This window comes from Streptomyces sp. NPDC043996 (assembly GCF_056435225.1).
Genome location: NZ_JBWKEY010000009.1, coordinates 418,236 through 441,106 on the forward strand (window position 1 = coordinate 418,236; position 22,871 = coordinate 441,106).

Below are 22,871 nucleotides of genomic sequence, written 5' to 3' on the forward strand. Positions count from 1 at the left end.
CATCGCTGGGCGCTACCGCCTCCTCTCCCCGCTCGGCGAGGGCGGCATGGGCACGGTCTGGCGGGCCCGTGACGAGGCCCTCGGCCGTGAGGTCGCCGTCAAGGAGGTCCGCGCGCCCGTGGGGCTCCCGGCGAGCGAGGTGGAGCGGCTTTACGCCCGCCTGGAGCGGGAGGCCTGGGCGGCGGCCCGCATCCCGCACCGCAACGTCGTCACGGTGTACGACGTCGCCCGCGAGGAGGGCCGCCCCTGGATCGCCATGGAGCTGGTGCGCGGCGTCTCCCTCTCGGACGCGCTGGAGGCCGAGGGCCCCATGCCGCCCCAGCGCGCCGCCCACATCGGCGCGGAGGTCCTCGCCGCGCTCCGGGCGGCGCACGAGGCGGGCGTGCTGCACCGCGACGTGAAGCCGGGCAACGTCCTGCTCGCCAACGACGGCCGGGTCGTCCTGACCGACTTCGGGATCGCCATGGTGGAGGGCAGCTCCGCCCTCACGATGACGGGCGAGGTCGTCGGCTCGCCCGAATTCCTGGCCCCGGAGCGGGCGTTGGGTCAGCGGCCAGGCCCCGAGTCGGACCTGTGGTCGCTGGGCGTGCTGCTGTACGCGTCCGTGGAGGGCGTGTCCCCGTTCCGGCAGGACACCCCCCTGAGCACGCTGCGCGCGGTCGTCGACGAGGAGCTGCCGCCGCCGCGGCGCGCGGGGCCGCTGGCGCCGGTCATCGAGGGGCTGCTGCGCAAGGACCCGGCCGAGCGCTCCACGGCCGCCGACACCGAGCGCGATCTGCGCCTCGTCGCCGAGGGGGGCACCCCGGGCCCGCGCACGGCCACCGCGGGCGTGCCGTACGAGCCGACCGTCATCGCCCGCCACCCATCGGCCCCTCCCCCGCCGCCCGGGGGCTTCGGACCCGCGTCCTCGGCGTCCACAGCGTCCTCGGCGACCACCGGCACCCCGCACGGCGGCACCACGGCCACGACGGGCACGGCGGACACGGCCCGCTCCCGCCGCTCGGCCACGGTGATCGTCGCGGGCCTGGCCGCCATGCTCCTGGCCCTCGGCGGCCTGACGTACGCCCTGGTGAACGGCGACGACGACGGCGACGGGGGCGACACCGGGCGCGGCTCATCGGCGGGCGGCTCTGCGGGCTCGGGCGGCGGCAGCGACAGCGGAGGAAGCGGCAACGGAGGCGGTAACGGCGGCGGCAGTGGCTCCGGCGGAGGCGGGAGCGGCAGCGGCGGAGGCGGGAGCAGCGGAAGCGGCGGAAGCGGCAGCGGCGGGTCCACCAACGGCGGTGGCGGCAACGGCGGTTACACCAACGGCGGCGGCACCGGCGGCACGACCAAGCCGCCGCCGCAGAGCGTGCGCGTCACCCTCACCGGGCACCGCACCGAGTACAGCGGCCCCTGCCCGCCACCGGCGGCCGAGGCCCCTTCGTTCACGGCGACGTTCACGGTGGGCCGCGTCCCGGCGAGCGTGCAGTACCGCTGGGTGACCGCCGAGGGCACGTCCAGCGACCCGGGCTGGAAGACGCTGCCGTTCGCGTCGTCGGGCGGCAAGAGCCAGCAGGTCAACCATGTCGAGGTGCCGGGGCACACGGCCGCGGGAACCTACGACAACCAGCTCAGCGTGGAGGTCCGCGCCCCGGTGGGGGCACGCTCCGGCTCCGTGTCGTACTCGGTGACGTGCGACGAGGAGGAGCCCACGACGGGCGGGGGCTCCTCCTCGCCTTACGAGCCCTGAGGGCCCGTCAGGCAGGGTGGGTCAAGCAGGGTGGTGCGGCGCGGTTCAGGAGGCGGCGCGGCTGAAGACCGGCAGGTAGCCGCCGGACTGTCCGGCGGCGGTCGGGTGGTAGGACTCGCCGATGTTGGTCCACACCACGCTGTGCAGCCACGGGTCGCCGGAGCAGATCTCGTGTCCGGCGAAGGTGGAGTTGACGTCGGCGAAGGTGAAGCCGTGGTCGGCGGCGCGCTTGGCGGTGGCGGTGTTGAGGTGGTCGGCGGCGCCGTTGATGGCCCTGCGCTCCCCCTCGGTGAGCCCGGCCAGGCAGCTGCCGCCCAGCTTGTAGAAGCGCGGGTAGCTGAGCACGACCACGCGGGCCGACGGCGCCTTGCCCTTGATGGCCGAGTAGACCCGGTCGAGCTTGCCGGGCAGGGTCGAGTCGACGAACGCCTTGGCCTGGTTGACGCGCGTCACACAGGCGGACTCGGACTGGAGCACACACGTCGTCATGACGTCGGCGAAGCCGGCGTCGTTGCCGCCGACGGACACCGACACCAGGCCCGTGCCCGAGTTCAGCGGCCCCAGCTGATTGGCGACGACGTCATCGGTGCGGGCGCCGGAACACGCCGTGAAGCTGAAGCTGGACGGGGAGTTGGCGGCGGCCCACAGGGCCGGGAAGGCGCGGGTGCTGCGCTTGCAGCTGCCGCTGCCGCTGTCGTAGTTGCCGGAGCCGACACCCGAGGAGTAGGAGTCACCGACCGCCACATAGGCGGGGGCGGCGGCCTGTTGGCCGCTGGAGTCGGCGTGCGCGGCGCCGACCCCGGTGAGGGTCGCGGCCGCGGCAAGGAGGAGCGAGGAAGCATACGCCGTGAAACGGGACAATCTCATGGAACCTCCCTAAGCAGGATTTCTGCCTCGACAGTGGTAGCACGCACCACGCGTCACCGATAGTGTCCATGTCATTCAATTCTTCAGTAATTCCCTTTCCCGCACGCGGAGTTCATCGATCCGCTCCGGGTGCTACGGCGAACATCTGCACAGCCTCTCCGCACCTTGACGAGCCCCCGCCCGCTGGGCCACATTGAAGCCCGGCATCCGGCGCTTCGGGGGGCAAGTCGCCCATGCAGACCATCGGGTTCAAACCGTCGTCACCTGGTACGGGACGGGGTCGGCGGAATCCTGACGACCACGCGCGCACGACGGCGCGCGCCGATCTCACCCCGCTGCTCGCGGGGTTCGCCGCCGCCGCGGGGTGCACGGGAGCGGTCTTCGCCCTGCTCGACCTCGCCTCGCCGGTGCGCGGGCCCTTAGCGCTCTTCTTCCTCCTCGCCGCTCCCGGCGCCGCCGTCGCGTACTGGCTCCGAGGCCTCGACACCTGGGGCCGCGCACTCGCCGCCGCCTGTGCGGCGATCGTCGTCAACCTGCTGGTCGCCCAGGCCATGCTGGCCCTGCACGTGTGGTCGATCCGCGGCGGCGTCGCGGCGGTCGCGGGGCTCAGCGCGGTCATCCTCCTGTCGGCACTGGCGCGGCGACCGCGAGACCGCGCCCCCGAGTAGACGGACCTGATGACGTGGAGATCACGGTGCACCGCCCCGGTGAACTCACCGATACCGACCGGGCGGCATGGACCGCCCTGCAGTCCAAAGCCCATCTGCACGGCTCACCACACCTCGCGAACCCCTTCCTGTCCCCCGAGTTCACCCTCGCCATGGCGCGGGTGCGGCGCGACGTCAGGGTCGCCATCGCCCGGGAGGCCGGCGAACCGGCCGCGTACTTCCCGTACCAGAGGTCCAGGACCGGCGTCGGCCGGGCCGTCGGCCTCGGTGTCTCCGACTGCCAGGGCGTCGTCCACCGCCCGGGCTTCACCTGGGACGCGCGCCAGTTCCTGCGCGCCTGCGGCCTGGTGATGTACGAGTACGACCACCTCGCCGAGGGCCAGGAGCCCTTCGAGACCGGCAGGACGCGCCGGTTCGCCTCCCCGGTCATGGAGCTGGAGAACGGGTACGGCAGCTATCTCGACAAGGTCCGCGCCGACTCCCCGAAGTTCCTCCGCACCACCCTCGCCAAGGGCCGCAAGCTCGCCCGCGACCACGGCGAGGTGCGCTACGTGCACGACGAGCGCGACCCCGAGGCGCTGCGCACCCTGATGGCCTGGAAGTCCGCGCAGTACCGCAGGACGGGCCGCAGCGACCGCTTCGCCCACGACTGGATCACCCAGCTCGTCAGCCATCTGTTCCACACCCGCGCGGAGACCTTCCAGGGGCTGCTCTCCGTGCTCTACGCCGGGGGCGCGCCCATCGCCGCGCACTTCGGCCCGCGCACCGAGCGCGTGCTCGCCTGCTGGTTCCCCGCCTACGACCCGGACTTCGCGAAGTACTCACCCGGTCTGCTGCTGCATCTGCGCATGGCCGAGGCGGCCGCGGGCGACGGCATCGCCCAGCTCGACCTCGGGCGGGGTCAGAAGCAGTACAAGGACTCCCTCAAGACACGGGAGCTGACCGTGTCCGAGGGGTGGGTGGCGCTGCGCCACCCCATCGCTCTCGGCCATCGTGCGCACCGCACGCCGGCCCGGGCGTTGCGCAACACCGTGGTGAGCCGACCGGAATTGTTCGGACCGGCGGATCGCCTGCTCAAGGGCCTGGGAAAGATCCGTTCCCGGCACCGGAATGAGTGAGAAGCGGACAGGAAGCGCCAGTGAACGACAGAGAAGGCCAGAGATCCAGACGCTCGGAAACTGTCTGAAGACAAGGGTCAATTTATCGAAAACGTGAGACCTCGTTCCAGGTCTTGCCATACGGTCGCAAGCATCAATACCGTCGTACATCCACCCGCAACGGTGCATCGGCAGTCGGTCTAGGGGAGGGCTCAAGACCGCGATAGCACGGGAGCGGGGCGCGGTAGGGGGGTGCCCGTGCCCGGTGACCACAAGTCGTCCGGGTCACGTGCCGCGCAGTCATGCCAGCTCACTCGGGCATGCACGGAGTTCGTTCCGTCATGACCGCACGTGAGAACCCCCTCTTTCGAACCGGATCGACAACCGGACCGCCCGGGGGCGGGCGGTCCACCGGACGAGAGGGACAAGAGACTCATGAGTTCTACTGTGCGCCCGGCGAATTCGGGCCAAGATCCTTTAATCGACCCTTCTACGAGTGCCGCGTCCGGTAATCAGGAGCGGCCTTCGATGACCGGTGGCGGATTGCCCGCCATTCCGAGTCAGCAGCAATACAGGCCGGTCTCCTCACATCTGGCGATTGCGCCTCCGGTGAGCGTGGTCATTCCCGCCATGAACGAGGCGGAGAATCTTCCCTATGTGTTCAAGACGCTGCCCGAGTGGGTTCATGAAGTCGTCCTCGTGGACGGCAATTCCACGGACAACACGGTGCAGGTCGCGCGCGAGCTCTGGCCGGACGTGAAGGTGGTCCGCCAACTCGGCAAGGGCAAGGGCGACGCGCTCATCACCGGCTTCGAGGCGTGCACCGGCGACATCATCGTGATGGTCGACGCGGACGGCTCGGCGGACGGCCACGAGATCGTCTCCTATGTCTCCGCGCTCGTCTCCGGCGCCGACTTCGCCAAGGGCTCCCGGTTCGCCAACGGCGGCGGCACGGACGACATGACGCTCATCCGCAAGCTCGGCAACTTCGCCCTGTGCGCGGTGGTGAACGCCAAGTTCGGCGCCCGCTACACGGACCTGTGCTACGGCTACAACGCCTTCTGGCGGCACTGCCTGGACAAGATCGAGCTCGACTGCACCGGCTTCGAGGTCGAGACGCTGATGAACATCCGCGTCGTCAAGGCGGGGCTCAAGGTCCAGGAGATCCCGAGCCACGAGTATCTGCGCATCCACGGCGTGAGCAACCTCAGCGCGGTGCGCGACGGCCTGCGGGTGCTCAAGGTGATCCTCACCGAGCGCTCCAACAGGCGTACCCAACGGCGGAGTTCGCGCTCCGTCGCCCTGCCGCCGCGCCAGGGAGAGGTTTCTTGATCACCATTTCCGTGGTGATCTGCGTCTACACCGAGGACCGCTGGGAGGACATCCTCGCGGCGGTCTCCTCGGTGCGGGCGCAGTCCCACACCGCACACGAGACCCTGGTCGTGGTCGACCACAACGAAGCCCTCAGAGAGCGCCTCTCCCAGGAGTACAAGGAGGCGCCGGACGTACGGGTGCTCGCGAACGCGGGCCCCCGCGGCCTGTCCGCGGGCCGCAACACCGGCATCGCCGCGTCCAGCGGCGAGGTCATCGCCTTCCTGGACGACGACGCGGTCGCCGAGCGCGACTGGCTGCGCCGCTTCGCCGAGGGGTACGACGACCCGCGGGTGTACGCCGTCGGCGGCGCCACCCGGCCCGTCTGGGCCTCGCGGCGGCGCCCCGCCTGGTTCCCCGAGGAGTTCGACTGGGTCGTCGGCTGCATGTACCGGGGCCATCCGACCGGCCGGGCGCGGGTGCGCAACGTCCTGGGCGGCAACGCCTCATTCAGGCGCTCCGCCTTCGAACTCGCGGGCGGATTCGCCACCGGCATCGGCCGCGACGGCGACAAGCGCCCGCTGGGCTGCGAGGAGACGGAGCTGTGCATCCGCCTCACCCGCGCCCGGCCCGACGCCGTGCTCCTCATCGACGACCGGGCGGTCATCCACCACCGGGTGCCCGCGGCGCGCGAGCGGTTCCGCTACTTTCGCAGCCGCACCTACGCCGAAGGCCTCTCCAAGGCGCTGGTGGCGCAGAGCGTGGGCGCGGTCAAGGGCCTGGAGTCCGAGCGGCGTTACACCACCCGGGTGCTGCCCGCCGGGGTGGGGCGCGGACTGCGCGACGCGCTGCTCGGGCGGCCCGGCGGGGCCGGGCGCGCGGGCGCCATCGTCACGGGCGTGGTGACGGCGGCCGGTGGGTACGTCATCGGGAGCGTGCGCGCCCGCAGGGCGGGCGCCACGTTCGCGGTCGTGGACGTGTCCCCGGCCCCCGAGGAGAGATCCGGCGAGGGGGCGAGAAGATGAACCACGGAGGCATTCCCATATTCATGTACCACTCGGTGGCTCCGCTGCCGAACGAGGCGACGCACCAGCTGTCCGTGTCGCCCGACTCGTTCGCGGAGCAGATGGAGGTGCTCAGGGCGCTCGGCTGCACCCCGCTCACCACGGCGCAGCTGTCCTGGCACTGGCGCAACCCGGGCCGGCCGCTGCCGACGCGGCCGGTCCTGATCACCTTCGACGACGGCTACGAGGGCGTGCACCAGCACGCCCTCCCCGCCCTCACCAAGCACGGGTTCGCCTCCACGCTGTTCATCGCGACGGGCTGGCTGCGCGGTACGTACGACACCGGCGGCGGCCTCGACACCATGCTCAACTGGGAGCAGGTGCGCGAACTGGCCGCCGCGGGCACGGAGATCGGCGGCCACAGCCACTCCCACCCGCAGCTGGACCAGCTCTCGGACGACGCCCTGTGGTTCGAGGTGGTGCGCTGCAAAGAGATCATCGCCAACGAACTCGGCGCCCCGCCGCAGTCGTTCGCCTACCCTTACGGCTATTCCAGCCGCAGGGTGCGGCGGGCGGTGCGGGGCGCCGGGTTCTGCCAGTCGCTCGCCGTGGGCAACAGCCTGGCCCGCAGGGGCCAGGGTCCTTACGCCCTGCGGCGGGTGACCGTGCGCCGCAGCACGGGTCTGGAGGAGTTCGAGCGGCTCGCCGAGGGCCGCGCGATCGGACGCGCCTTCGCCAGGGACCGCGTGCTCACCAAGGGATACGCCATCGTCCGCCGTTGCCGACAAGCCCGCCGGAAGGCAGCTCGCTCCCGTGTCTGACACGACCACCGCACAGGCAGAGGTCACAGGGACCAACGAAAGCACCGGAGGCGCACCGGCCTCCGGCAAGGCCAGAAGGTCCCGCAGAATGCGTCTGCCAGGGGCGGGCGGGGGCAATCCCCTTTTCCGCAATGCCTACGCGCTCATGCTCAACACCGGCATCTCGGGCCTGCTCGGCCTCGGGTTCTGGCTGGCCGCCGCCCGGTACTACTCGGAGTCGGCGGTCGGCCAGGGCTCGGCGGCGATCGCGGCGATGAAGCTCCTGGCGGGCGTCACCGCCGTGACGCTCACCGGCGCGCTCGCCCGTTTCATCCCCGTGGCGGGGCGCGCCACGGGAAAGCTCATCTTCCGTACGTACGCTGGCAGTTCGGTCATCGTCGGCTGTGTGGCGCTGATCTTCCTGTTCACGCTCGACCTGTGGGGGCCTTCGTACCGCTTCCTGCAGGGCCCGCTCGCCGGGGTCGGCTTCGTCGCGGCGGTGGTGGCCTGGTGTCTGCTCACCCTCCAGGACGGGGTGCTCACGGGGCTGCGCAACGCGCTCTGGGTGCCGGTGGGCAACACGGTGTTCTCCGTGGTCAAGCTCGCGCTGCTGATCGCGTTCGCGGCGGCGGTGCCCACGGCCGGGGTGTTCGTGTCGTGGGTGGCCGCCATCGCCCTGTCGGTGGTGCCGCTCGGCTGGCTGGTGTTCCGGCGGCTCGTGCCGCGCCACGTCGAGGCCACCGCGGGCAAGGCGCAGCCGCCGTCGCTGCGCGAGATAGGCCGCTTCCTCGCCGGTGACTACACCGGCTCGCTGTTCTCGCTCGCCGTGGTCTATCTGGTGCCGGTGATCGTCGCCGCGCAGGTGAGCTCCGAGGACAACGCGTACTTCTACATCACCACCACGATCGCGGGCACCATGAACCTGCTCGCGATCAACATGGGCGCGTCCCTGACCGTGGAGGGCGCCCACGACCCGGCGCGGCTCGCGGCGAACACCCGGGCCGCGCTGCGCCGCATGCTGCGGATCATGCTGCCGGTGTGCGCGCTCCTGTTCCTGGCCGCGCCCTACGTCCTGCACGTCTTCGGCGAGGGGTACTCGGAGGCGGCGACGCCGCTGCTCCGCTGGTTCGCGATCGGCGCGGCGCTGCGCGTCGTCATGGAGACGTACTTCGCGGTGCTGCGCGCGCAGAGCCGCACCTCCGGGCTCGCCTGGCTGCAGGGCCTGCTGTGCGTGCTCGTCCTGGGTCTCACGCTGCTGCTCCTGCCCCGCATGGGCCTGACCGGCGCGGGGGTCGCGGAGATCTCCGCGCTCGCGGTGATCGTGACGATCGCCGCGCCGAAGCTGTACGCGATCACGCACGCGGCCCCGGCGGAGCGCATGGCCCCGGACGGGGACCTGGCGGACCTCGGCACCCCGGAGGTCCCGCCCTCGCAGCCGTCCCGCGCGCAGGCGGTGGAGCACCGGCACGGCCCGGCGTGGGCGCTGCGCGAGTACCGCGGCTATCTGGACTCCGACACGCTGCGCCTGACGGTGCAGACCGACCTGGACCACCAGGAACGCAGGCCCGATGTGCGTCCTGGCCCGGCGACGCCGCCGTTCGGAACGCCCATGGCCTCGGGGAGGGGAAGCGGCATGGACGGGCACCGGCCGACGTGGGCCGTGCGGCGGCCGTTCCCGGCGCCGTCCCGGGGCACGCCCCCGGCGGCGGACGCCGAGACGGCCGCGGCGACACCGGGCCAGGCGGAGCCGCCCGCCGCGGCGTCCCCGGCGGGCCCGCCAGGAGCGCGGACCCCCGCGGCCCCGCCCGCCGCGAACGCGCCGACGCCGCCCGGCGGTTCACCGGCCAGCGGCACACCGGCCGCGCCCGGTGCGACTCCCCCGGCGACACCGGCCGCGCCGGTCGCACCGGCCGCCGCGGCCCCGCCCGCCCAGCCGACCCCCGCGCCTTCCCCCGCGCCATCCCGCGCGCCCCGCGTCACCCAGGTCCTCGCGGCGCTCCTCGCCGTCGCCCTCGGCCTGTACTGGCTGCCCGTCCTCGGGATCGGCGAGGGCGATCTGGACCGCATGGGCGGGCTCGGGCTGATCACCGTGCTGCCGCTGCCGACGCTGGTCGGGGCGATCCTCCTCGTGGGGGTCTTCGGCTCGCTGCTGTGGCTGGGGCGGCCGTGCAAGCCGCTGCTCCTGCTGACCCTCGTCGCCACCGTCGTGTCGCTGCACGCGCTGCCCGCCGTCATCGAGGACGAGCCACGGTTCGCCACGGCCTGGCAGCACCTCGGGTTCATCGAGTACATCGACCGGACCGGCACGGCGGCGCCCGACCTGGACGCGCGCTGGAGCTGGCCCGGGTTCTTCGCCGCCGCCACGTTCCTCGCGCGGACCTGCGGCGTGTCGGACATGACCGAGGTCATCCGCTGGTGGCCGACGGCCATCCAACTGCTGTATCTGGCGCCGATGTTCCTGCTGGCCCGGCATCTGCGGGCGAGCTGGCGGGCCAAGTGGGCGGGCCTGTGGCTGTTCGCCCTGAGCGCCTGGGTCGGCCAGGACTACTTCTCCCCGCAGGGCTTCACCTTCCTGCTGTACATCGCGTTCGTGGCGATCCTGCTCGGGTGGTTCCGCCCGCCGCGCGTCATCTGGACGAAGCGGCGGCCCGGCGAGGCCGAGGTGCTGCCCGCGAACCGCCGTCAGCAGGCGGTGCTCCTGCTCGTCCTGATGGGTCTCTTCGCGGCGACGGTGCCCGCGCACCAGCTGACGCCGTTCGTGATGCTCGGCGTCGTCACGGCCCTGGTGCTCGTGGGCCGCTGTGAACTGCGCGGCCTGCCGCTGCTCTTCGGCGTCCTGGTCGTGGTCTGGCTCGGCTTCTTCGCGGAGCCGTACTGGTCGGGGCACTTCGACGAGTTGTTCGGCGGCGTCGGCGGCGTCGGCGGCAATGTGTCGTCGTCCGTGTCCGGGCGGATCGAGGGCGGCGACTCCACGCACAAGCTCGTCCTGTACACGCGCGTGGCGCTCGCCGGGTCCGTGCTCGCCCTTGCCTGCTGGGGCTGGCTGCGCAGGCGCCGCCACAAGTACCGGGAGTTCTCGCTCGTCATCCTGACGTTCGTGCCGTTCCTCGGCTTCGGCATGCAGAGCTACGGCGGCGAGATGGCCCTGCGGGTCTTCATGTTCGCGGTGCCGGGCGCGGCCCTGCTCGGCGGGCTCGCGCTGTTCCCGCGCACCGGGGTCACGGCGAAGGAGCGGGAGCGCGACCGGGTGAGCCTCGCGCCGGCGGCCGCGGTGCTCGCGGGCCTCGTCCTGATGGGCGGCTTCCTGGTGGCCCGCTGGGGCAACGAGCCCTTCGAGCGCGTCAAGCCCGGCGAGGTCGCGGCGATGGAGTACGTGTACGCCCACGACGACCCGACGGTGCGGCTGCTGTGGATGAGCAATGACACCGTGAACAACGTGACGCCCGCGATCCCCTGGGGCGCGCGGGACGCGGAGAAGGTCGAGTACGTGCCCACGCTGGCCCCGCCCGACCCGGTCCTGGTCTCGGGGCTCGCGAAGGCGCTCAAGGAGGCCGGGCCCAACTCGTACCTCATGGTCAACCGCGGGCAGACCGTGTACCTCCAGATGGACAGCGGCTATCCGAAGAACTGGGACACGCGGCTCATCAGCAACCTGGACCGGCGCGCCGACCTGAAGAAGGTCTACAGCAACGCGGACGCCGCGCTGTACACGCTGCGCGAGCAGCCGGAGGGCGCCGTCGAGAAGGCCGACCCGGGCGCGGTCGGCCCCAAGGTGACCTGGACGCCGTGGTCGGTGGTCGGCGGGTTCGCGGTGCTCGCGCTCGTGCTGCTCCTCGCCGTGCGCGAGGTGGTGCGGGTGGCGGTGGCGCCGAGCGTGGCGCAGCAGCGCTGGCTGCAGAGCAGCTTCTGGTTCTCGCTGCCGCTGCTCGCGGTGTTCCTGGCCTCGCTGATCCAGCGGTTCCTGACGATGGCGTAGGCGCGGCGGGCGGGGCCGGGCGGCCCCGCTCAGCCGCGCGCCGCGGGGCGGCGGCTCAGCGCTTGAGCCACTTCACCTCGTACGCGGCCATGTCGAACCGCCGGCCGTCGATCTCGGCGCTGATGGGCCGGTCGAGGGTGTTGGTGACGAGGACGGTCTCGTCGTCGGCGAGGACGCGGACGTTCGGTACGTCGTCCTTGGCGACGGACACCTTCTCGTACCGGGTGCCGGGCGGGAACTCGGCGGAGAACCGGGCGAGCAAGCGCAGTATCGGCAGCTCGCGGCCGCCGTCCTCGAGTTGCGTCGCGCTCCACAGGCAGCCCGCGCAGGCCTCGCCCCTGCGCTGCGGGTTCCAGTAGAAGCCGCTGGTGGCGCCGCCTCTGGCCATGGCCATCAGGCCGGTGGCGTGCACGGCGACGCGGCGCTCCTCCGGCCAGTCGTCGCGGCGGTCCTCGCTGTCGCCCGGCTCCACGTAGTACTCGGCCCACCACAGGGGCAAACCGTCGGTGCGCTCGCGCAGCCAGCGGCCGACGTCGGTGAACTTGTCGGTGGCCTGGAAGGCGTCGGGAAGGAGTTCGTCGTCGACCGTGTAGCTGGAGCCGTCGACGACCACGAAGTCGGCGCCCGCCTTGTGCTTGTTCCAGTAGTCGAAGGCGTCGACGGAGCGCTCGTCGAGGCGGCCCCAGGCGCCCTTGACCTCCTTGGAGCCGCCCTCGGTCTGGCGCGGGTCCACGCTCTCCATGATCACGTAGGGGCCGCCGACCATGATGTCCTCGTTGACCTGTTTCAGCGCCTTGTAGACGAGGTTGTACAGCTGGGTGTAGCCCTCGTAGTCCCAGCGGCGTTCGGCGGTGTTCCAGAAGCCCTTGAGCTCGTTCCAGACGACGAAGTGGCGTACGTCCGGGTAGCGCTTGGCGACGGTCGCGGCCAGGCGCGCGAAGTCGTCGAAGTGCTCGGGCCTGGGGGCGGTCTCCAGGGCCGACTGGCTCCAGTCGGTGCTGTCGGAGCCGGGCTCGCCCCCTTTCATCCAGTCCGGGGCACAACACAGGGTGACGACGGGCGTGCCTTTGGTGGCGCGGACGAAGTCGATGCGCCGGTCCATCGCGGAGAAGTCGTAGCGCCCCTTGACCGGCTCCGGGTTGCCCGCGCCCCAGCCCATGACGTGCTGGATCTGCGGCAGCGGCCGCGGCCGTCCCGCGAGCAGCTTCTCGGCGCGGGCGACGGCCGCGGACTCGCCCTCGTCGGCGCTGTACTGGGTGTGCGTGAAGCCCCAGCCGACCTCGGCCTCCGGCCGGGTGGGCGGGGCGCCGGGGGTGCCGTGCACCTTGTCGCCGTCCGGGGTGGTGCCCGCGGTGCTGCCGCCGCGCTCATCGGGGAGCGTGAGGATGGTCAGGACCAGGGCCAGGGCGACCACGCCGACGCCGAGCAGAGCGGCGAGGCGCCACCGCCGCGCATCCGGGTTCCTCCCATGACGTCGCATCAAGGGCCAGAGTAACGGCGGGGGTTCCCGGTAGGGCCGGTTCCGCCGGAGTGTCCTGGGCCTGTCCGCAGAGTGGCGGAACCGCTGCGGAATCCGGGGGGACAAGCGGCGGAAACCAGGGTGCACGGGGACGTGTTCCTGCCCGATCATGGCGACATGTCTGCGAACCCTCAGGACTCCCTGCCGATCCGGCTCAACGTCGACGACAGCGATTCGCCCGCGGACGTCGTCGACGCGCTGTTCCTCGGCCGTTTCACGACGGGCGAGCAGCCGTACTCACACAGCGTGACCATTGACCGGGTGCGGCCCGGTTCGACGCTGCTGCCGCCGGACGCGGGCGTGCTGCGGGCCGCCCGTGACGACGACCGCAGCGCGACGCTCGCCGAGGGCGAGGGCTGGACGCTGCTCGTCTCGCGCTGGAGCCGGGGCGCGGACGTGACGGTCACGGCGACGTCGGCCGAGCTCGCCGAGAAGGTGCTCCACCAGGCCACGGACGGGGTGCGGGACGAGCCCGAGCCGCAGCCGGAGAACGTGACGATGGGGTTCTGGTACGTGTCGCCGCGCCGCGGCCCGTACCGCACGACGCGGCAGATCTCCGCGGGCACCTGGTCCGAGGTGCGGGGCAACTACACCGCGCCGGTGGCCGACGCCATGGACAAGCTGATGAAGCTCACGCCGGAGGACGTCTCGGGGCGGCTGCTCCTGCTGCACGGGCCGCCCGGCACGGGCAAGACGTCCGCGCTGCGCACGCTGGCGCGCTCGTGGCGCGACTGGTGCCAGGTGGACTGCGTCCTGGACCCGGAGCGCCTTTTCACGGACGTCGGCTATCTGATGGACATCGCGATCGGCGAGGACGAGGGCACGGCGAAGGGCCGCTGGCGGCTGCTGCTCCTGGAGGACTGCGACGAACTGATCCGCGGCGAGGCCAAGCACACGGCGGGCCAGGCCCTCTCACGGCTCCTGAACCTCACGGACGGGCTGCTCGGCCAGGGGCGCAACGTCCTCGTCGGCGTCACCACCAACGAGGACCTGGAGCGGCTGCACCCGGCGGTGGTGCGGCCCGGGCGCTGCCTGGCCCGCATCGAGGTGGGCGCCCTCACCCGGGCCGAGTCGGTCAACTGGCTGGGCACGGAGGAGGGCGTGGGCCGCGAGGGGGCGACCCTGGCGGAGCTGTACGCCCTGCGCCGCGGCACGACACCGCCGTCGGTACCGGGCAGCAGGGACGGGGCGGACGCGGGGTTGTACCTGTAGCCGTCCTCTCTGTGGGCGGCTGGTCCGCCCAGAGGGCGGAACGGGCGGGCACAGGCCGAAGCCGCCGGGCGCCCGTCCGGACAGGGGTCAGCCCCGGGCACCCGTACGGACAGGGCTCAGCCAGCGGAACCAGCGGCACCGTAAGCCGCGCGCAGCGCGTCGCGGACCGCCGTGGTCGCCGCCTCCTCCGAGAGCCCGAGCCGCAGAACCCGCTCGGCAAAGGCCTGCGCGGCACCGGCGGCAGCCTTCGCCGCCGCGTCCCCCGCCGCCGCCACGAACGTGCCGTTGCGGCCCCGCGTCTCGATCACCCCGTCCTCCTCAAGGGCCCGGTAGGCCTTGGCCACGGTGTTCGCGGCCAGGCCGAGGGACTCGGCGAGCCCCCGGACCGTGGGCAGTTTGTAGCCGACGGGCAGCGCACCGCCCCGGGCCTGCTCGGCGATCTGCGCGCGCACCTGCTCGTAGGGAGCGGTCGCGCCGCCTTCCTCGATGACGATCTTCAGAGCCACCCGCCGATTGTCCCGCACGCGCGGAAAATGGGGGGCATCCGGGCGGGGTGCGCGCGTACCGTCGCGAGCATGACGGACATCCGGGTGCGTGCTCTGCGCACCTCAGACCCGCAGGACACCGCCGCCTACGCGGCGGTGCGCCGCGCGTCGGTGCCCGCGCTGCTCGCCACCGCCGCCTCGGTGGCGTACACGGCGCGGCACGCGCACCCCGACGCCCACTACCGCGCGCTGGTCGCGGAGGACGACGGCGAGGTGATCGGCACCGCGCAGATCGGGATCGCGCACGACAGCCCGGAGCCGGGCCAGGGCTTCGTGAACATCTATGTGCGCCCCGACCGGTGGGGGCGCGGCGCGGGCCTGCTGCTCGCGCGCGCCGCCGAGGAGCACCTGGCGGGCAAGGGCGCGACGGCGCTCTACTCCTGGGTCCTGGACAGCCCGCGCAACCGCGCGTTCGCCGAGCGCCTCGGCTACCGCGCGAGCCGCACGGCGCACTTCCTCCGCCTCGACCTGGCGCACGGCGCGCTGCCGCCGCTCGCCGACGTGCCGCCGGGCGTCGAGCTGCGCACGGCGGCGGACTTCGCGGCCGACCCGCGCCCCCTGTTCGCCCTGGACTCCGAGACCGTCGCGGACGAACCGGGCGACGTGCCCGCGGAGTTCACGGACTACGACTTCTGGCTGACGGAGACCTGGCGCCATCCGCTCCTCAACCGGGAGCTGACCGTCGTGGCCGTGGTGGACGGCCACCCGGCCGCGTTCACCCTGGCCCACACCGACGGCGAAGGCCGCTACGCGTCGGGGATGACGGGCACGTCCGCCGCCTACCGCGGGCGCGGCCTGGCCAAGCTGGCGAAGAACACCTCGCTGCACCGGGCGCGGGCGGCGGGCTGCACGGAGGCGTTCACCGGCAACGACTCCGAGAACGGCCCGATGGTCGCGATCAACCAATGGTTCGGCTACGAACGTTACGACACGGAGGTCCGTCATGTCCGCACCCTCGGCTGACATCAAGACTGATATCAAGGCTGACAACGAGGCTGAGACCGATACGCAGATCGAGGTCGTCCTGCGCAAGGCGGGCCGCACGAAGATCACCTATCCGGCGCGGCTCCTCGCGGACGACGGCACCCAGGTCACGGTCCGCGCGCCGTGGGCGGGCAAGGGCGTCCGCGACTTCGGCTTCGTCCGCTTCGAGCCGGGCGACGTGTTCGTGGAGCACTTCTGGCGCGACCGCTGGTACGCGGTCAAGGAGGTGTACGCCAAGGACGGCTCCCTCAAGGGCTGGTACTGCGACGTGACCCGCCCGGCCGTGCGCACCGGCGCCACCCTCACCGTCGAGGACCTGGACCTCGACCTGTGGTGCTCGGCGGACGGCTCCACGGTGCTGCGCCTGGACGAGGACGAGTTCGCCGAGAGCGGCCTCAGGGACACCGACCCCGCGGCCGCCGAAGCCGCTGTGCGGGCGCTGTACGCGCTGGAACTCCTCGCGAAGGAGGGCCGCCTGCCGGGGGCTTCGGCGGCCTAGGGCGTGGCGGGGTCAGGCGACGACGCCACCAGTTCGACCTCGTACCCCAGCCCGTCCTCCAGATACGCCGCGCTGTGCCCCGCGCCCCCGGCATGCGGATAGCGGTCCGCGAACAGCGGCCGCCACCCGTGCCGGGGCGCGAGCCCCACCAGGCGGTCGAGGGCCGCCCGGTCCGCGACGTGGAACGCCAGGTGGTTCATCCCCGGCGCGCACCGCTCGTGGGGCCCGGGGCGCAGCGCCGCCGACTGCTCCACGACCACGTACGCCTCCTCGCGGCGCCAGCTGCGGCCGCGCTCCCAGGACTGGTACGGCACATAGCCCAGTTCGCCCAGGAGCCAGCCCCACGCGGCGGCCGCGGCCGCCAGGTCGGGCACCCAGAGCTCCACGTGGTGCAGGGCGCCCTGCCGTGCGGGCGCGAGGGCGACGGCGGGGCGCGGCGCCCGCGGGTCGTGCGCCACCGTGTCGCCGTCCTGCTGCCAGTGCACCGCGAAGCGTTCGCCCGCCCGCCAGGCCTCCAGGCCCGCGCGGCAGTAGGCCACCATGTCATCCGGCAGGGCGTCGACCGGTGCCCAGGTCAGCCCGGCGCACTTGTGGGGCTCGGCGTTGACCGGGGTGCCGCCCGCGCCGTACCGGGCCTCGAAGAACCAGCCGATGCGGGGCGCGCCGCCGGGGCCCTTGTGCTGGAGGACGACGGCGGCGGACACGTCGGCGGGGGCGAGCGTGAGGCCGGTCTCCTCGCGGGCCTCCCGCAGCACGGCGGCGCGGACGTCCTCGCCGTCCTCGACGTGGCCGGAGGGGAGGTGCAGCAGCCCGTCCGCGTACCCGGTGCCGGTGCGGCGGGTGAGGAGGACCTCGGCGCCTCTGCGCAGGATCAGGTGGACGTCCACCACTTCGGTGTGCCGGGTTCCGGGCCCGCCGCCCTCGTCAGGTGTCATGGGGCCGATCATGGCAGCCGCCACTGACAACGGCCTCGTGACAACGGCCTCGCTGAGCAGTCCCCCGCGTCAGCCGGTGAGGACCTTGCGGTAGTGGAAGCGGTCGTAGACCCCCTCCACGCGCCGCTCCACGAACGTGTAGCCGAAGTGCGGGTAGATCTTCTGGTTCTCCCACATCATCGCGTTGGTGTAGAGGCGGATCTCGGGGAGTCCGAGGGCGCGCGCGTGCGCGTCCACGAACTCCAGGAGGCGGCGGCCGAGGCCGGTGCCCTTGGCGTCGGGGTGCACGGCGATGTTGTCCAGGTAGAGGTGGTCCTCGTGGGCGTAGAGCACCACCAGGCCGACGACCTCGCCCGCCGCGTCCTCGGCGACGTGCACCCGCCCCGCCGCCACGTTCTCGGCGTGGTCGGACTCCATGGGCGCGGGCACCCGGCCGATGCGCTCGACGTAGGGGTGGTACGCGGCGTCGGTGACCGCCTTCACGGCGGCCACGTCGGCGGCTTCGGCGCGGCGGATGGCGGGGGCGTCCGGCGCGCCCCCGGTGATCTTCTGGCTCATTCGCTCACCGTACGGCGGGCGTTCAGCGCGGCGCGCGTGAGTTTGCGCACCAGCGGCCACAGCAGGATCAGGGCGATCAGCGCGTAGACCGTGACCGAGAACGGCGTGTCGATCAGGCCGCGGGCGCTGCCGTCGCTGATCTGGAGGGCGCGGCGCAGCTGGAGTTCGGCGTTGGGGCCGAGGATGACGCCGATGACGGCGGGCAGGACGGGCAGTCCGTAGCGCCGCATGCCGAAGCCGATCAGGCCGATGACCAGGAGGATGACGAGGTCGAGTGCCTCGCCGCCGACCGCGTAGGCGCCGACCGCGGCGAAGAAGAGGATGCCCGCGTAGAGGTAGGGGCGCGGGATGCGCAGGAGCTTCGCCCACACCGGTGCCAGCGGCAGGTTGAGGGCGAGGAGCAGCACCATGCCGACGAACAGGGACGCGATCAGGCCCCACACCAGCTCCGCCTCGCGTTCGAAGAGCAGCGGTCCCGGCTGGATGCCGTACTGCTGGAAGGCGGCGAGCATCACGGCGGCGACGGCGGTGGTGGGCAGGCCGAGGGTGAGCATGGAGACGAGGGTGCCCGCGGCGGAGGCCGAGGCGGCGGACTCGGGGCCCGCGACGCCTTCGATGGCGCCCTTGCCCCACTCGTCCTTGTGCTTGGACAGGCGCTTCTCCGTGACGTACGAGAGGAACGTGGGGATCTCGGCGCCGCCCGCGGGGATCGCGCCGAAGGGGAAGCCGATGAGCGGGCCGCGCAGCCAGGACTTCCAGGTCCGCTTGACGTCCTGCTTGCCGAGCCAGGGGCGGCCGACGGGGATGGCCCGGCCGCTGGTGCGGCGCAGGTGCGCGGCGACCCACAGGGCCTCGCCGATCGCGAACAGGCCCACGGCGACGATCACCACGTCGATGCCGTCGGCGAGTTGCAGGGAGCCGAAGGTCAGGCGCTGCTGCCCGGTCATCTGGTCGAGGCCGACCAGGCCGAGGGTCAGGCCGATCAGGAGGGACGCCAGGCCCCGGACGCGCGATGAGCCGAGGACCGAGGTCACGGCGATGAACGCGAGGACCATGAGGGCGAAGTAGTCGGGGGCGCCGATGTCGACGGCGAGGTCCGCGACCTTCGGCGCGAGCGCGACCAGGAGGATCGTGCCGATCACGCCGCCCGCGAAGTGGCCGATGGCGGCGGCCGCGAGCGCCTGCGCGCCCCGGCCCGACTTGGCCATCGGGTTGCCTTCCATGGCGGCGACGACGGCGGCGCTCTCGCCGGGCGTGTTGAGGAGGATGGAGGTGGTGGAGCCGCCGAACATCGCGCCGTAGTAGATGCCCGCGAACATGATGAACGCGCCGGTGGGTTCGAGCCCGTACGTCACCGGGAGCAGCAGTGCCACGGCCATCGCGGGGCCGATGCCGGGCAGCACGCCGATCGCGGTGCCGAGGAGCACGCCGACCGCGGCCCACAGCAGGTTGACCGGGGTGAGCGCGGTGCCGAAGCCGTCCATGAGGGAGCTGAAGGCGTTCATGTCACAGCACTCCCATCAGGGGGCCGCCGGGCAGCGGCACGCCGAGCAGGTTGTTGAAGACGACGTACGTGGTCAGGGAGAGGCCCGCCGCGATCAGGGGGTCGCGGTCCGGGGCGCGGCTGCCGAGGGCGTAGGCGGCGCCCCAGAAGAGCAGCGCTCCGGCGACGGGGAAGCCGGCGGGCTCGATCAGCACGGCGGTGGCGAGGAAGACCCCGGCGAGCAGCAGGACGGTGCGCCAGTCGGCGGGTTCGGACAGGTCGATGTCCTCGCCGCCCTCGGCCTCGCCGCGGCCGCCGCGCAGGACGTCGACGGCGAGCAGCACGGCGATGAGGAGCAGTCCGGCGCCGACGGCGATGGGGACGGTGCGCGGGCCGACGGGGCCGCGCTGGGTGAGGGCGACGTCCATGGTGAGGGCGTCGGTGAGGACGAGGGCGCCGAGGGCGAGGAGCATGACGCAGACGCCGAGTTCGGAGTGCTCGCGCAGCCAGGCCCTGCGGGTGGGGGGTTCCTGGGCGGCGGGTTCGGTGGTCGTCACAGCCCCAGCTCCTTCAGCACGGAGACGACGCGCTTGTCCTGGGCCTCGAGGAAGTCCCCGAACTTCCCGCCGGTGAGGAAGGCGTCGTCCCAGCCGTTCTTCTTCAGGGACGCCCGCCACTCCTTGGAGCCGTGCAGCTCGCGGACGAGACCGATGAGCTTGTCGCGCTCGGCGTCGGAGAGGCCGGGCGGCGCCACGATGCCGCGCCAGTTGGTGAACTCGACGTCGTAGCCGGACTCCTTGAGGGTCGGCCCGTCCAGGCCCTTGACGCGCTGGGGGCCGGTGACGGCGAGCAGGCGCAGCTCGCCGGACTTGATCTGGTCGAGGTACTCGCCGACGCCGGAGACGCCGAAGGCGACCTTGTCGCCGAGGATCGAGGCGAGGAGTTCCCCGCCGCCGTCGAAGGGGATGTAGTTGACGTCCTTGGGCGGGATGCCGGCGGCGCGGGCCATCAGCATGGGCGCGATGTGGTCGGGCCCGCCGGGCGAGGAGCCGCCGCCGACGGGCATCTTCCCCGGCCGCTCCTTCCACGCGTCGACGAGCTCGCCGATGGTGCGGTACGGGGAGTTCTTCGAGACCACGACGACGTCCTGCTCCTCGGTGAGGCGGGCGATCGGGGTGGTGTCGGCGAGGGTCTTGGGCGCGTGGTTGGAGCGGACGGCGCCGACGACGCCCAGGCCCATGGACATGGCGAGCCTGCCGTTGCCGTGTTCGCCGACGAGGCGGCTCAGGCCGACGGTGCCGCCCGCGCCCGGGAGGTTGAACACCTCGATGTTGTGGGTGAGTCCGGCGTCCTCGGCGTTCTTCGCCGCGGTGCGGGCGGTGATGTCGTAGCCGCCGCCGGGGGTGTTGGGGACCATGACACGCAGGCCGGGGATCTGGGTGCCGGTGCTGTCGCCGCCGCCCGCGGTGAGCAGCGGCGGCCCCACGAGCACGAGGAGCGCGGCCCCGCACAGGGCGAGGGGGACGCGCAGCCGCCTGGGGGTGCGTAGTCGCACGGGTGCCACCACCTGTCTGGCCGTCTGACCGTCTGGCCGGATACGTGAGTGAGGTGGCTCACATGTTGCCCACGCGTTAAGAAGCTGTCTCTCTTCCGGAATCAACGGACGTTGTGGTCGTTGTGGTCGCGCTCGTAACCTGCGGCGACGACAACGGGCCGAGGGGGGCCGGGCGATGACGAGGGTGCTGGTCGTCGACGACGACTTCATGGTCGCCAAGCTGCACAGCCGGTACGTCGCCGCGGTGGCCGGGTTCTCGGTGGCGGGCGTGGCGCACAGCGGTGCCGACGCGCTGCGGGCCGCGGAGCGGCTCCGCCCCGACCTGGTGCTCCTGGACGTGTACCTGCCGGACCTGGACGGCCTCGCGGTGCTGCGGGAGCTGCGGGCGGCCGAGGAGCGCGACCCCGGCCGGGTGCCGGTGGACGCCCTGTTCATCACCGCCGCGCGGGACGCCGGGGTGATTCGCGCGGCCCTGCGCGCCGGGGCCCTGCACTACTTGATCAAGCCGTTCAACCAGGCGGCCCTGCGGGAGCAGTTGCGGCACGTGGCGGCCCTGCGCGCCCGCCTCGACACGCTCGCCGAGGCCCGCCAGGAGGACGTCGACCAGATCTTCGGCACCCGCCCGCCCGGCTCCCGCGAACTCCCCAAGGGCCTCGCCCCGCACACCGCCGACCTGGTGGCCCACACCCTGCGCGCCCGCCCCGAGGGCCTCTCCGCCTCCGAGTGCGCGGACGCGGGCCGCCTCTCCCGCGTCAGCGCCCGCCGCTACCTGGAGTTCTTCGCGGCGACGGGCCGCGCGGAGGTGACGCTGCGGTACGGGGGCGCGGGGCGCCCGGAGCGGCGCTACCGGTGGGTGGGCTGAGCCTCAGCCCGGCCGACGGCCGAGCCTCAGCGCTCGGTTAGCGGCTCCTTAAGCCGACCATAAGGATCACCGTCTCCCGCTGTGAGCAGGCGAATCGGGGGGTTCCAGGGGCTAGCTTGCTGAGCGCCGCGGGGGCCGAGCGCAGCCGCTCCCCGCCTCCCCCGAACCGTCTCCCGAGGAGAGTCCCCCCATGTCCGCTCGCCGCAAGGCAGTCGCCGTCGCCGCCACGGGTGTCGTACCGCTCGCCCTTTCCGTACTCCAGGCGGGGCCCGCCGCCGCGCACGGTTCGATGACGGACCCGGTGAGCCGGGTGGCCGCCTGCTTCCAGGAGGGTCCCGAGGCGCCGAGGTCCGCGGCCTGCAAGGCGCTCGTCCGGGCGGGCGGCACCCAGCCGCTGTACGACTGGAACGAGGTCAACATAGCCAACGCCGCGGGCAAGTCGAGGCAGATCATCCCCGACGGGAAGCTGTGCAGCGCGGGGAACGCCAAGTACAAGGGGCTCGACCTGCCGCGCGCCGACTGGCCGTCCACACGGCTCAGCCCCGGAAAGCACACCTTCCGCTACCGGGCGACGGCCCCGCACCGCGGCTCCTTCGAGCTGTACGTCACCAAGGCCTCGTACGACCCGGCCAAGCCCCTGAAGTGGTCGGACCTTGAGGCGCGGCCCTTCGCGAAGGTCACGGACCCGAAGCTGGTGAACGGCTCCTACGAGTTCAGCGGCACGGTCCCGGCCAGGTCGGGGCGCCATCTCATCTACTCGATCTGGCAGCGCTCGGATTCCCCCGAGGCGTTCTACACCTGCTCCGACGTGGTGTTCGGCGCGGGCAAGGGGAAGGGCGGCGCCGCCCCGGCCGCCGCCGCGCCGTCGGAGCGGGACATCCGCGACGGCGCGGGCAAGTCCTCGGTGGAGCACCACGGCCACGGCGACCTCGGCGGGAAGAAGGCGCCCGAGGTCCACGAGGCGAAGCCCGCCGCGGCCGGTGCCAACGCCCCCGAGGCCAAGGGCGGCGCCGCGAAGCCGGTCACGGCCACCGGCGAGAACCTCGCCGAGACCGGCGGCGACGGCTCCACCGCGTACTACGCCGTCGGCGGGGCGGCGGCCCTCGCGATCGGCTCGGGCGCGCTGTTCGTGGCGGCGCGGCGCCGCGCCGCCACACAGCGCTAGAGGGCTAGGGCCTGTCGTCAAATCCCCCGCCGTTCGCCCGAAGGGCGGGCCGCGCGGCGTCTGGTGCGTGCGATCGCAAGGCGCCGGAAGGTCCTCGTA

The 22,871-nt window shown here is 72.7% G+C and carries 19 protein-coding genes and 1 pseudogene; 12 read left to right on the forward strand and 8 right to left on the reverse strand.

Going from position 1 to position 22,871, the window contains the following annotated elements; genetic code table 11:
- Positions 1-46: 46 nt before the first annotated feature.
- Positions 47-1,732, forward strand: coding sequence for a serine/threonine-protein kinase (locus tag AC07A4_RS25090; RefSeq protein WP_478602465.1), 1,686 nt, complete (start codon positions 47-49; stop codon positions 1,730-1,732).
- A 45-nt stretch (positions 1,733-1,777) separates the two neighbouring features.
- Here the strand turns inward: AC07A4_RS25090 and AC07A4_RS25095 are convergent, their stop codons facing one another.
- A complete protein-coding gene (locus AC07A4_RS25095; RefSeq protein WP_478602398.1) occupies positions 1,778-2,599 on the reverse strand; it encodes an SGNH/GDSL hydrolase family protein in 822 nt (273 codons plus the stop codon).
- A 233-nt stretch (positions 2,600-2,832) separates the two neighbouring features.
- On the opposite strand from AC07A4_RS25095, the gene AC07A4_RS25100 reads away from it, so the two are divergent.
- The 6 genes from AC07A4_RS25100 to AC07A4_RS25125 all read left to right on the forward strand — a co-directional run bounded on the left by AC07A4_RS25100 (position 2,833) and on the right by AC07A4_RS25125 (position 11,455).
- On the forward strand, positions 2,833-3,267 hold the full coding sequence (locus AC07A4_RS25100) for a hypothetical protein (protein ID WP_478602400.1): 435 nt from the start codon (positions 2,833-2,835) through the stop codon (positions 3,265-3,267).
- A gap of 14 nt (positions 3,268-3,281) precedes the next feature.
- Positions 3,282-4,385, forward strand: a complete 1,104-nt coding sequence (locus tag AC07A4_RS25105; RefSeq protein WP_478602402.1) for a GNAT family N-acetyltransferase — start codon at positions 3,282-3,284, stop codon at positions 4,383-4,385.
- Positions 4,386-4,799: 414 nt separating this feature from the next.
- Positions 4,800-5,696, forward strand: a complete 897-nt coding sequence (locus AC07A4_RS25110; RefSeq protein WP_478602404.1) for a glycosyltransferase family 2 protein — start codon at positions 4,800-4,802, stop codon at positions 5,694-5,696.
- Positions 5,693-6,700 (forward strand): glycosyltransferase family 2 protein, encoded by a 1,008-nt coding sequence (locus tag AC07A4_RS25115; protein ID WP_478602406.1) that lies wholly within the window; start codon positions 5,693-5,695, stop codon positions 6,698-6,700. Before AC07A4_RS25110 ends, AC07A4_RS25115 begins: the two co-directional genes overlap by 4 nt.
- Positions 6,697-7,500, forward strand: coding sequence for a polysaccharide deacetylase family protein (locus tag AC07A4_RS25120; protein WP_478602408.1), 804 nt, complete (start codon positions 6,697-6,699; stop codon positions 7,498-7,500). The genes AC07A4_RS25115 and AC07A4_RS25120 overlap by 4 nt, the downstream gene beginning before the upstream one ends.
- Before the next feature lie 88 nt (positions 7,501-7,588).
- The gene (locus AC07A4_RS25125; RefSeq protein WP_478602410.1) at positions 7,589-11,455 is read left to right on the forward strand and encodes a lipopolysaccharide biosynthesis protein; all 3,867 of its coding nucleotides are present in this window, start codon (positions 7,589-7,591) and stop codon (positions 11,453-11,455) included.
- 55 nt (positions 11,456-11,510) lie between these two features.
- Here AC07A4_RS25125 and AC07A4_RS25130 read toward each other — a convergent pair whose 3' ends face one another.
- Entirely contained in the window at positions 11,511-12,935 is a 1,425-nt protein-coding gene (locus AC07A4_RS25130; RefSeq protein ID WP_478602412.1) for a GH39 family glycosyl hydrolase, read from the reverse strand.
- Positions 12,936-13,091: 156 nt separating this feature from the next.
- Between AC07A4_RS25130 and AC07A4_RS25135 the strand changes: the two genes are divergently transcribed.
- On the forward strand, positions 13,092-14,186 hold the full coding sequence (locus AC07A4_RS25135; RefSeq protein WP_478602414.1) for a DUF5925 domain-containing protein: 1,095 nt from the start codon (positions 13,092-13,094) through the stop codon (positions 14,184-14,186).
- Between the two features lie 116 nt (positions 14,187-14,302).
- Here the strand turns inward: AC07A4_RS25135 and AC07A4_RS25140 are convergent, their stop codons facing one another.
- Positions 14,303-14,692: a GntR family transcriptional regulator gene (locus AC07A4_RS25140; RefSeq protein WP_478602415.1), complete on the reverse strand. Its 390-nt coding sequence runs from the start codon at positions 14,690-14,692 to the stop codon at positions 14,303-14,305.
- Positions 14,693-14,761: 69 nt separating this feature from the next.
- Between AC07A4_RS25140 and AC07A4_RS25145 the strand changes: the two genes are divergently transcribed.
- Positions 14,762-15,694 (forward strand): GNAT family N-acetyltransferase, encoded by a 933-nt coding sequence (locus AC07A4_RS25145; RefSeq protein ID WP_478602417.1) that lies wholly within the window; start codon positions 14,762-14,764, stop codon positions 15,692-15,694.
- Positions 15,675-16,214: a ribonuclease FAU-1 family protein gene (locus AC07A4_RS25150; RefSeq protein WP_478602419.1), complete on the forward strand. Its 540-nt coding sequence runs from the start codon at positions 15,675-15,677 to the stop codon at positions 16,212-16,214. The genes AC07A4_RS25145 and AC07A4_RS25150 overlap by 20 nt, the downstream gene beginning before the upstream one ends.
- On the opposite strand, the pseudogene AC07A4_RS25155 reads toward AC07A4_RS25150, so the two are convergent.
- From AC07A4_RS25155 to AC07A4_RS25175, 5 genes and pseudogenes are all read right to left on the reverse strand, one after another.
- Positions 16,211-17,125 (reverse strand): annotated as a pseudogene (locus AC07A4_RS25155) (NUDIX domain-containing protein); the annotation flags it as partial. The gene AC07A4_RS25150 and the pseudogene AC07A4_RS25155 sit on opposite strands and share 4 nt — an antisense overlap.
- 93 nt (positions 17,126-17,218) lie before the next feature.
- The gene (locus AC07A4_RS25160; RefSeq protein WP_478602421.1) at positions 17,219-17,707 is read right to left on the reverse strand and encodes a GNAT family N-acetyltransferase; all 489 of its coding nucleotides are present in this window, start codon (positions 17,705-17,707) and stop codon (positions 17,219-17,221) included.
- The gene (locus AC07A4_RS25165; protein ID WP_478602423.1) at positions 17,704-19,212 is read right to left on the reverse strand and encodes a tripartite tricarboxylate transporter permease; all 1,509 of its coding nucleotides are present in this window, start codon (positions 19,210-19,212) and stop codon (positions 17,704-17,706) included. Before AC07A4_RS25165 ends, AC07A4_RS25160 begins: the two co-directional genes overlap by 4 nt.
- A gap of 1 nt (position 19,213) precedes the next feature.
- On the reverse strand, positions 19,214-19,747 hold the full coding sequence (locus tag AC07A4_RS25170; RefSeq protein ID WP_478602425.1) for a tripartite tricarboxylate transporter TctB family protein: 534 nt from the start codon (positions 19,745-19,747) through the stop codon (positions 19,214-19,216).
- A complete protein-coding gene (locus tag AC07A4_RS25175) occupies positions 19,744-20,757 on the reverse strand; it encodes a Bug family tripartite tricarboxylate transporter substrate binding protein (RefSeq protein WP_478602426.1) in 1,014 nt (337 codons plus the stop codon). The genes AC07A4_RS25170 and AC07A4_RS25175 overlap by 4 nt, the downstream gene beginning before the upstream one ends.
- A 163-nt stretch (positions 20,758-20,920) precedes the next feature.
- On the opposite strand from AC07A4_RS25175, the gene AC07A4_RS25180 reads away from it, so the two are divergent.
- Together AC07A4_RS25180 and AC07A4_RS25185 are read left to right on the forward strand one after the other, a co-directional pair.
- On the forward strand, positions 20,921-21,607 hold the full coding sequence (locus AC07A4_RS25180) for a response regulator (RefSeq protein WP_478602428.1): 687 nt from the start codon (positions 20,921-20,923) through the stop codon (positions 21,605-21,607).
- Positions 21,608-21,797: 190 nt separating this feature from the next.
- Positions 21,798-22,772, forward strand: coding sequence for a lytic polysaccharide monooxygenase auxiliary activity family 9 protein (locus AC07A4_RS25185; RefSeq protein WP_478602430.1), 975 nt, complete (start codon positions 21,798-21,800; stop codon positions 22,770-22,772).
- The last annotated feature ends 99 nt before the right edge of the window (positions 22,773-22,871 follow it).

Excerpts from the sequence above, each read along its gene's own strand:
- AC07A4_RS25180 (WP_478602428.1), top strand. The coding sequence starts at position 20,921 with ATGACGAGGGTGCTGGTCGTCGACGACGACTTCATGGTCGCCAAGCTG.
- AC07A4_RS25100 (WP_478602400.1), top strand. The coding sequence starts at position 2,833 with ATGCAGACCATCGGGTTCAAACCGTCGTCACCTGGTACGGGACGGGGT.
- AC07A4_RS25160 (WP_478602421.1), bottom strand. The coding sequence starts at position 17,707 with ATGAGCCAGAAGATCACCGGGGGCGCGCCGGACGCCCCCGCCATCCGC.
- AC07A4_RS25150 (WP_478602419.1), top strand. The coding sequence starts at position 15,675 with ATGTCCGCACCCTCGGCTGACATCAAGACTGATATCAAGGCTGACAAC.
- AC07A4_RS25135 (WP_478602414.1), top strand. The coding sequence starts at position 13,092 with ATGTCTGCGAACCCTCAGGACTCCCTGCCGATCCGGCTCAACGTCGAC.
- AC07A4_RS25090 (WP_478602465.1), top strand. The coding sequence starts at position 47 with ATGGGCACGGTCTGGCGGGCCCGTGACGAGGCCCTCGGCCGTGAGGTC.
- AC07A4_RS25145 (WP_478602417.1), top strand. The coding sequence starts at position 14,762 with ATGACGGACATCCGGGTGCGTGCTCTGCGCACCTCAGACCCGCAGGAC.
- AC07A4_RS25120 (WP_478602408.1), top strand. The coding sequence starts at position 6,697 with ATGAACCACGGAGGCATTCCCATATTCATGTACCACTCGGTGGCTCCG.
- AC07A4_RS25130 (WP_478602412.1), bottom strand. The coding sequence starts at position 12,935 with ATGCGACGTCATGGGAGGAACCCGGATGCGCGGCGGTGGCGCCTCGCC.
- AC07A4_RS25095 (WP_478602398.1), bottom strand. The coding sequence starts at position 2,599 with ATGAGATTGTCCCGTTTCACGGCGTATGCTTCCTCGCTCCTCCTTGCC.
- AC07A4_RS25110 (WP_478602404.1), top strand. The coding sequence starts at position 4,800 with ATGAGTTCTACTGTGCGCCCGGCGAATTCGGGCCAAGATCCTTTAATC.
- AC07A4_RS25165 (WP_478602423.1), bottom strand. The coding sequence starts at position 19,212 with ATGAACGCCTTCAGCTCCCTCATGGACGGCTTCGGCACCGCGCTCACC.
- AC07A4_RS25125 (WP_478602410.1), top strand. The coding sequence starts at position 7,589 with ATGCGTCTGCCAGGGGCGGGCGGGGGCAATCCCCTTTTCCGCAATGCC.
- AC07A4_RS25185 (WP_478602430.1), top strand. The coding sequence starts at position 21,798 with ATGTCCGCTCGCCGCAAGGCAGTCGCCGTCGCCGCCACGGGTGTCGTA.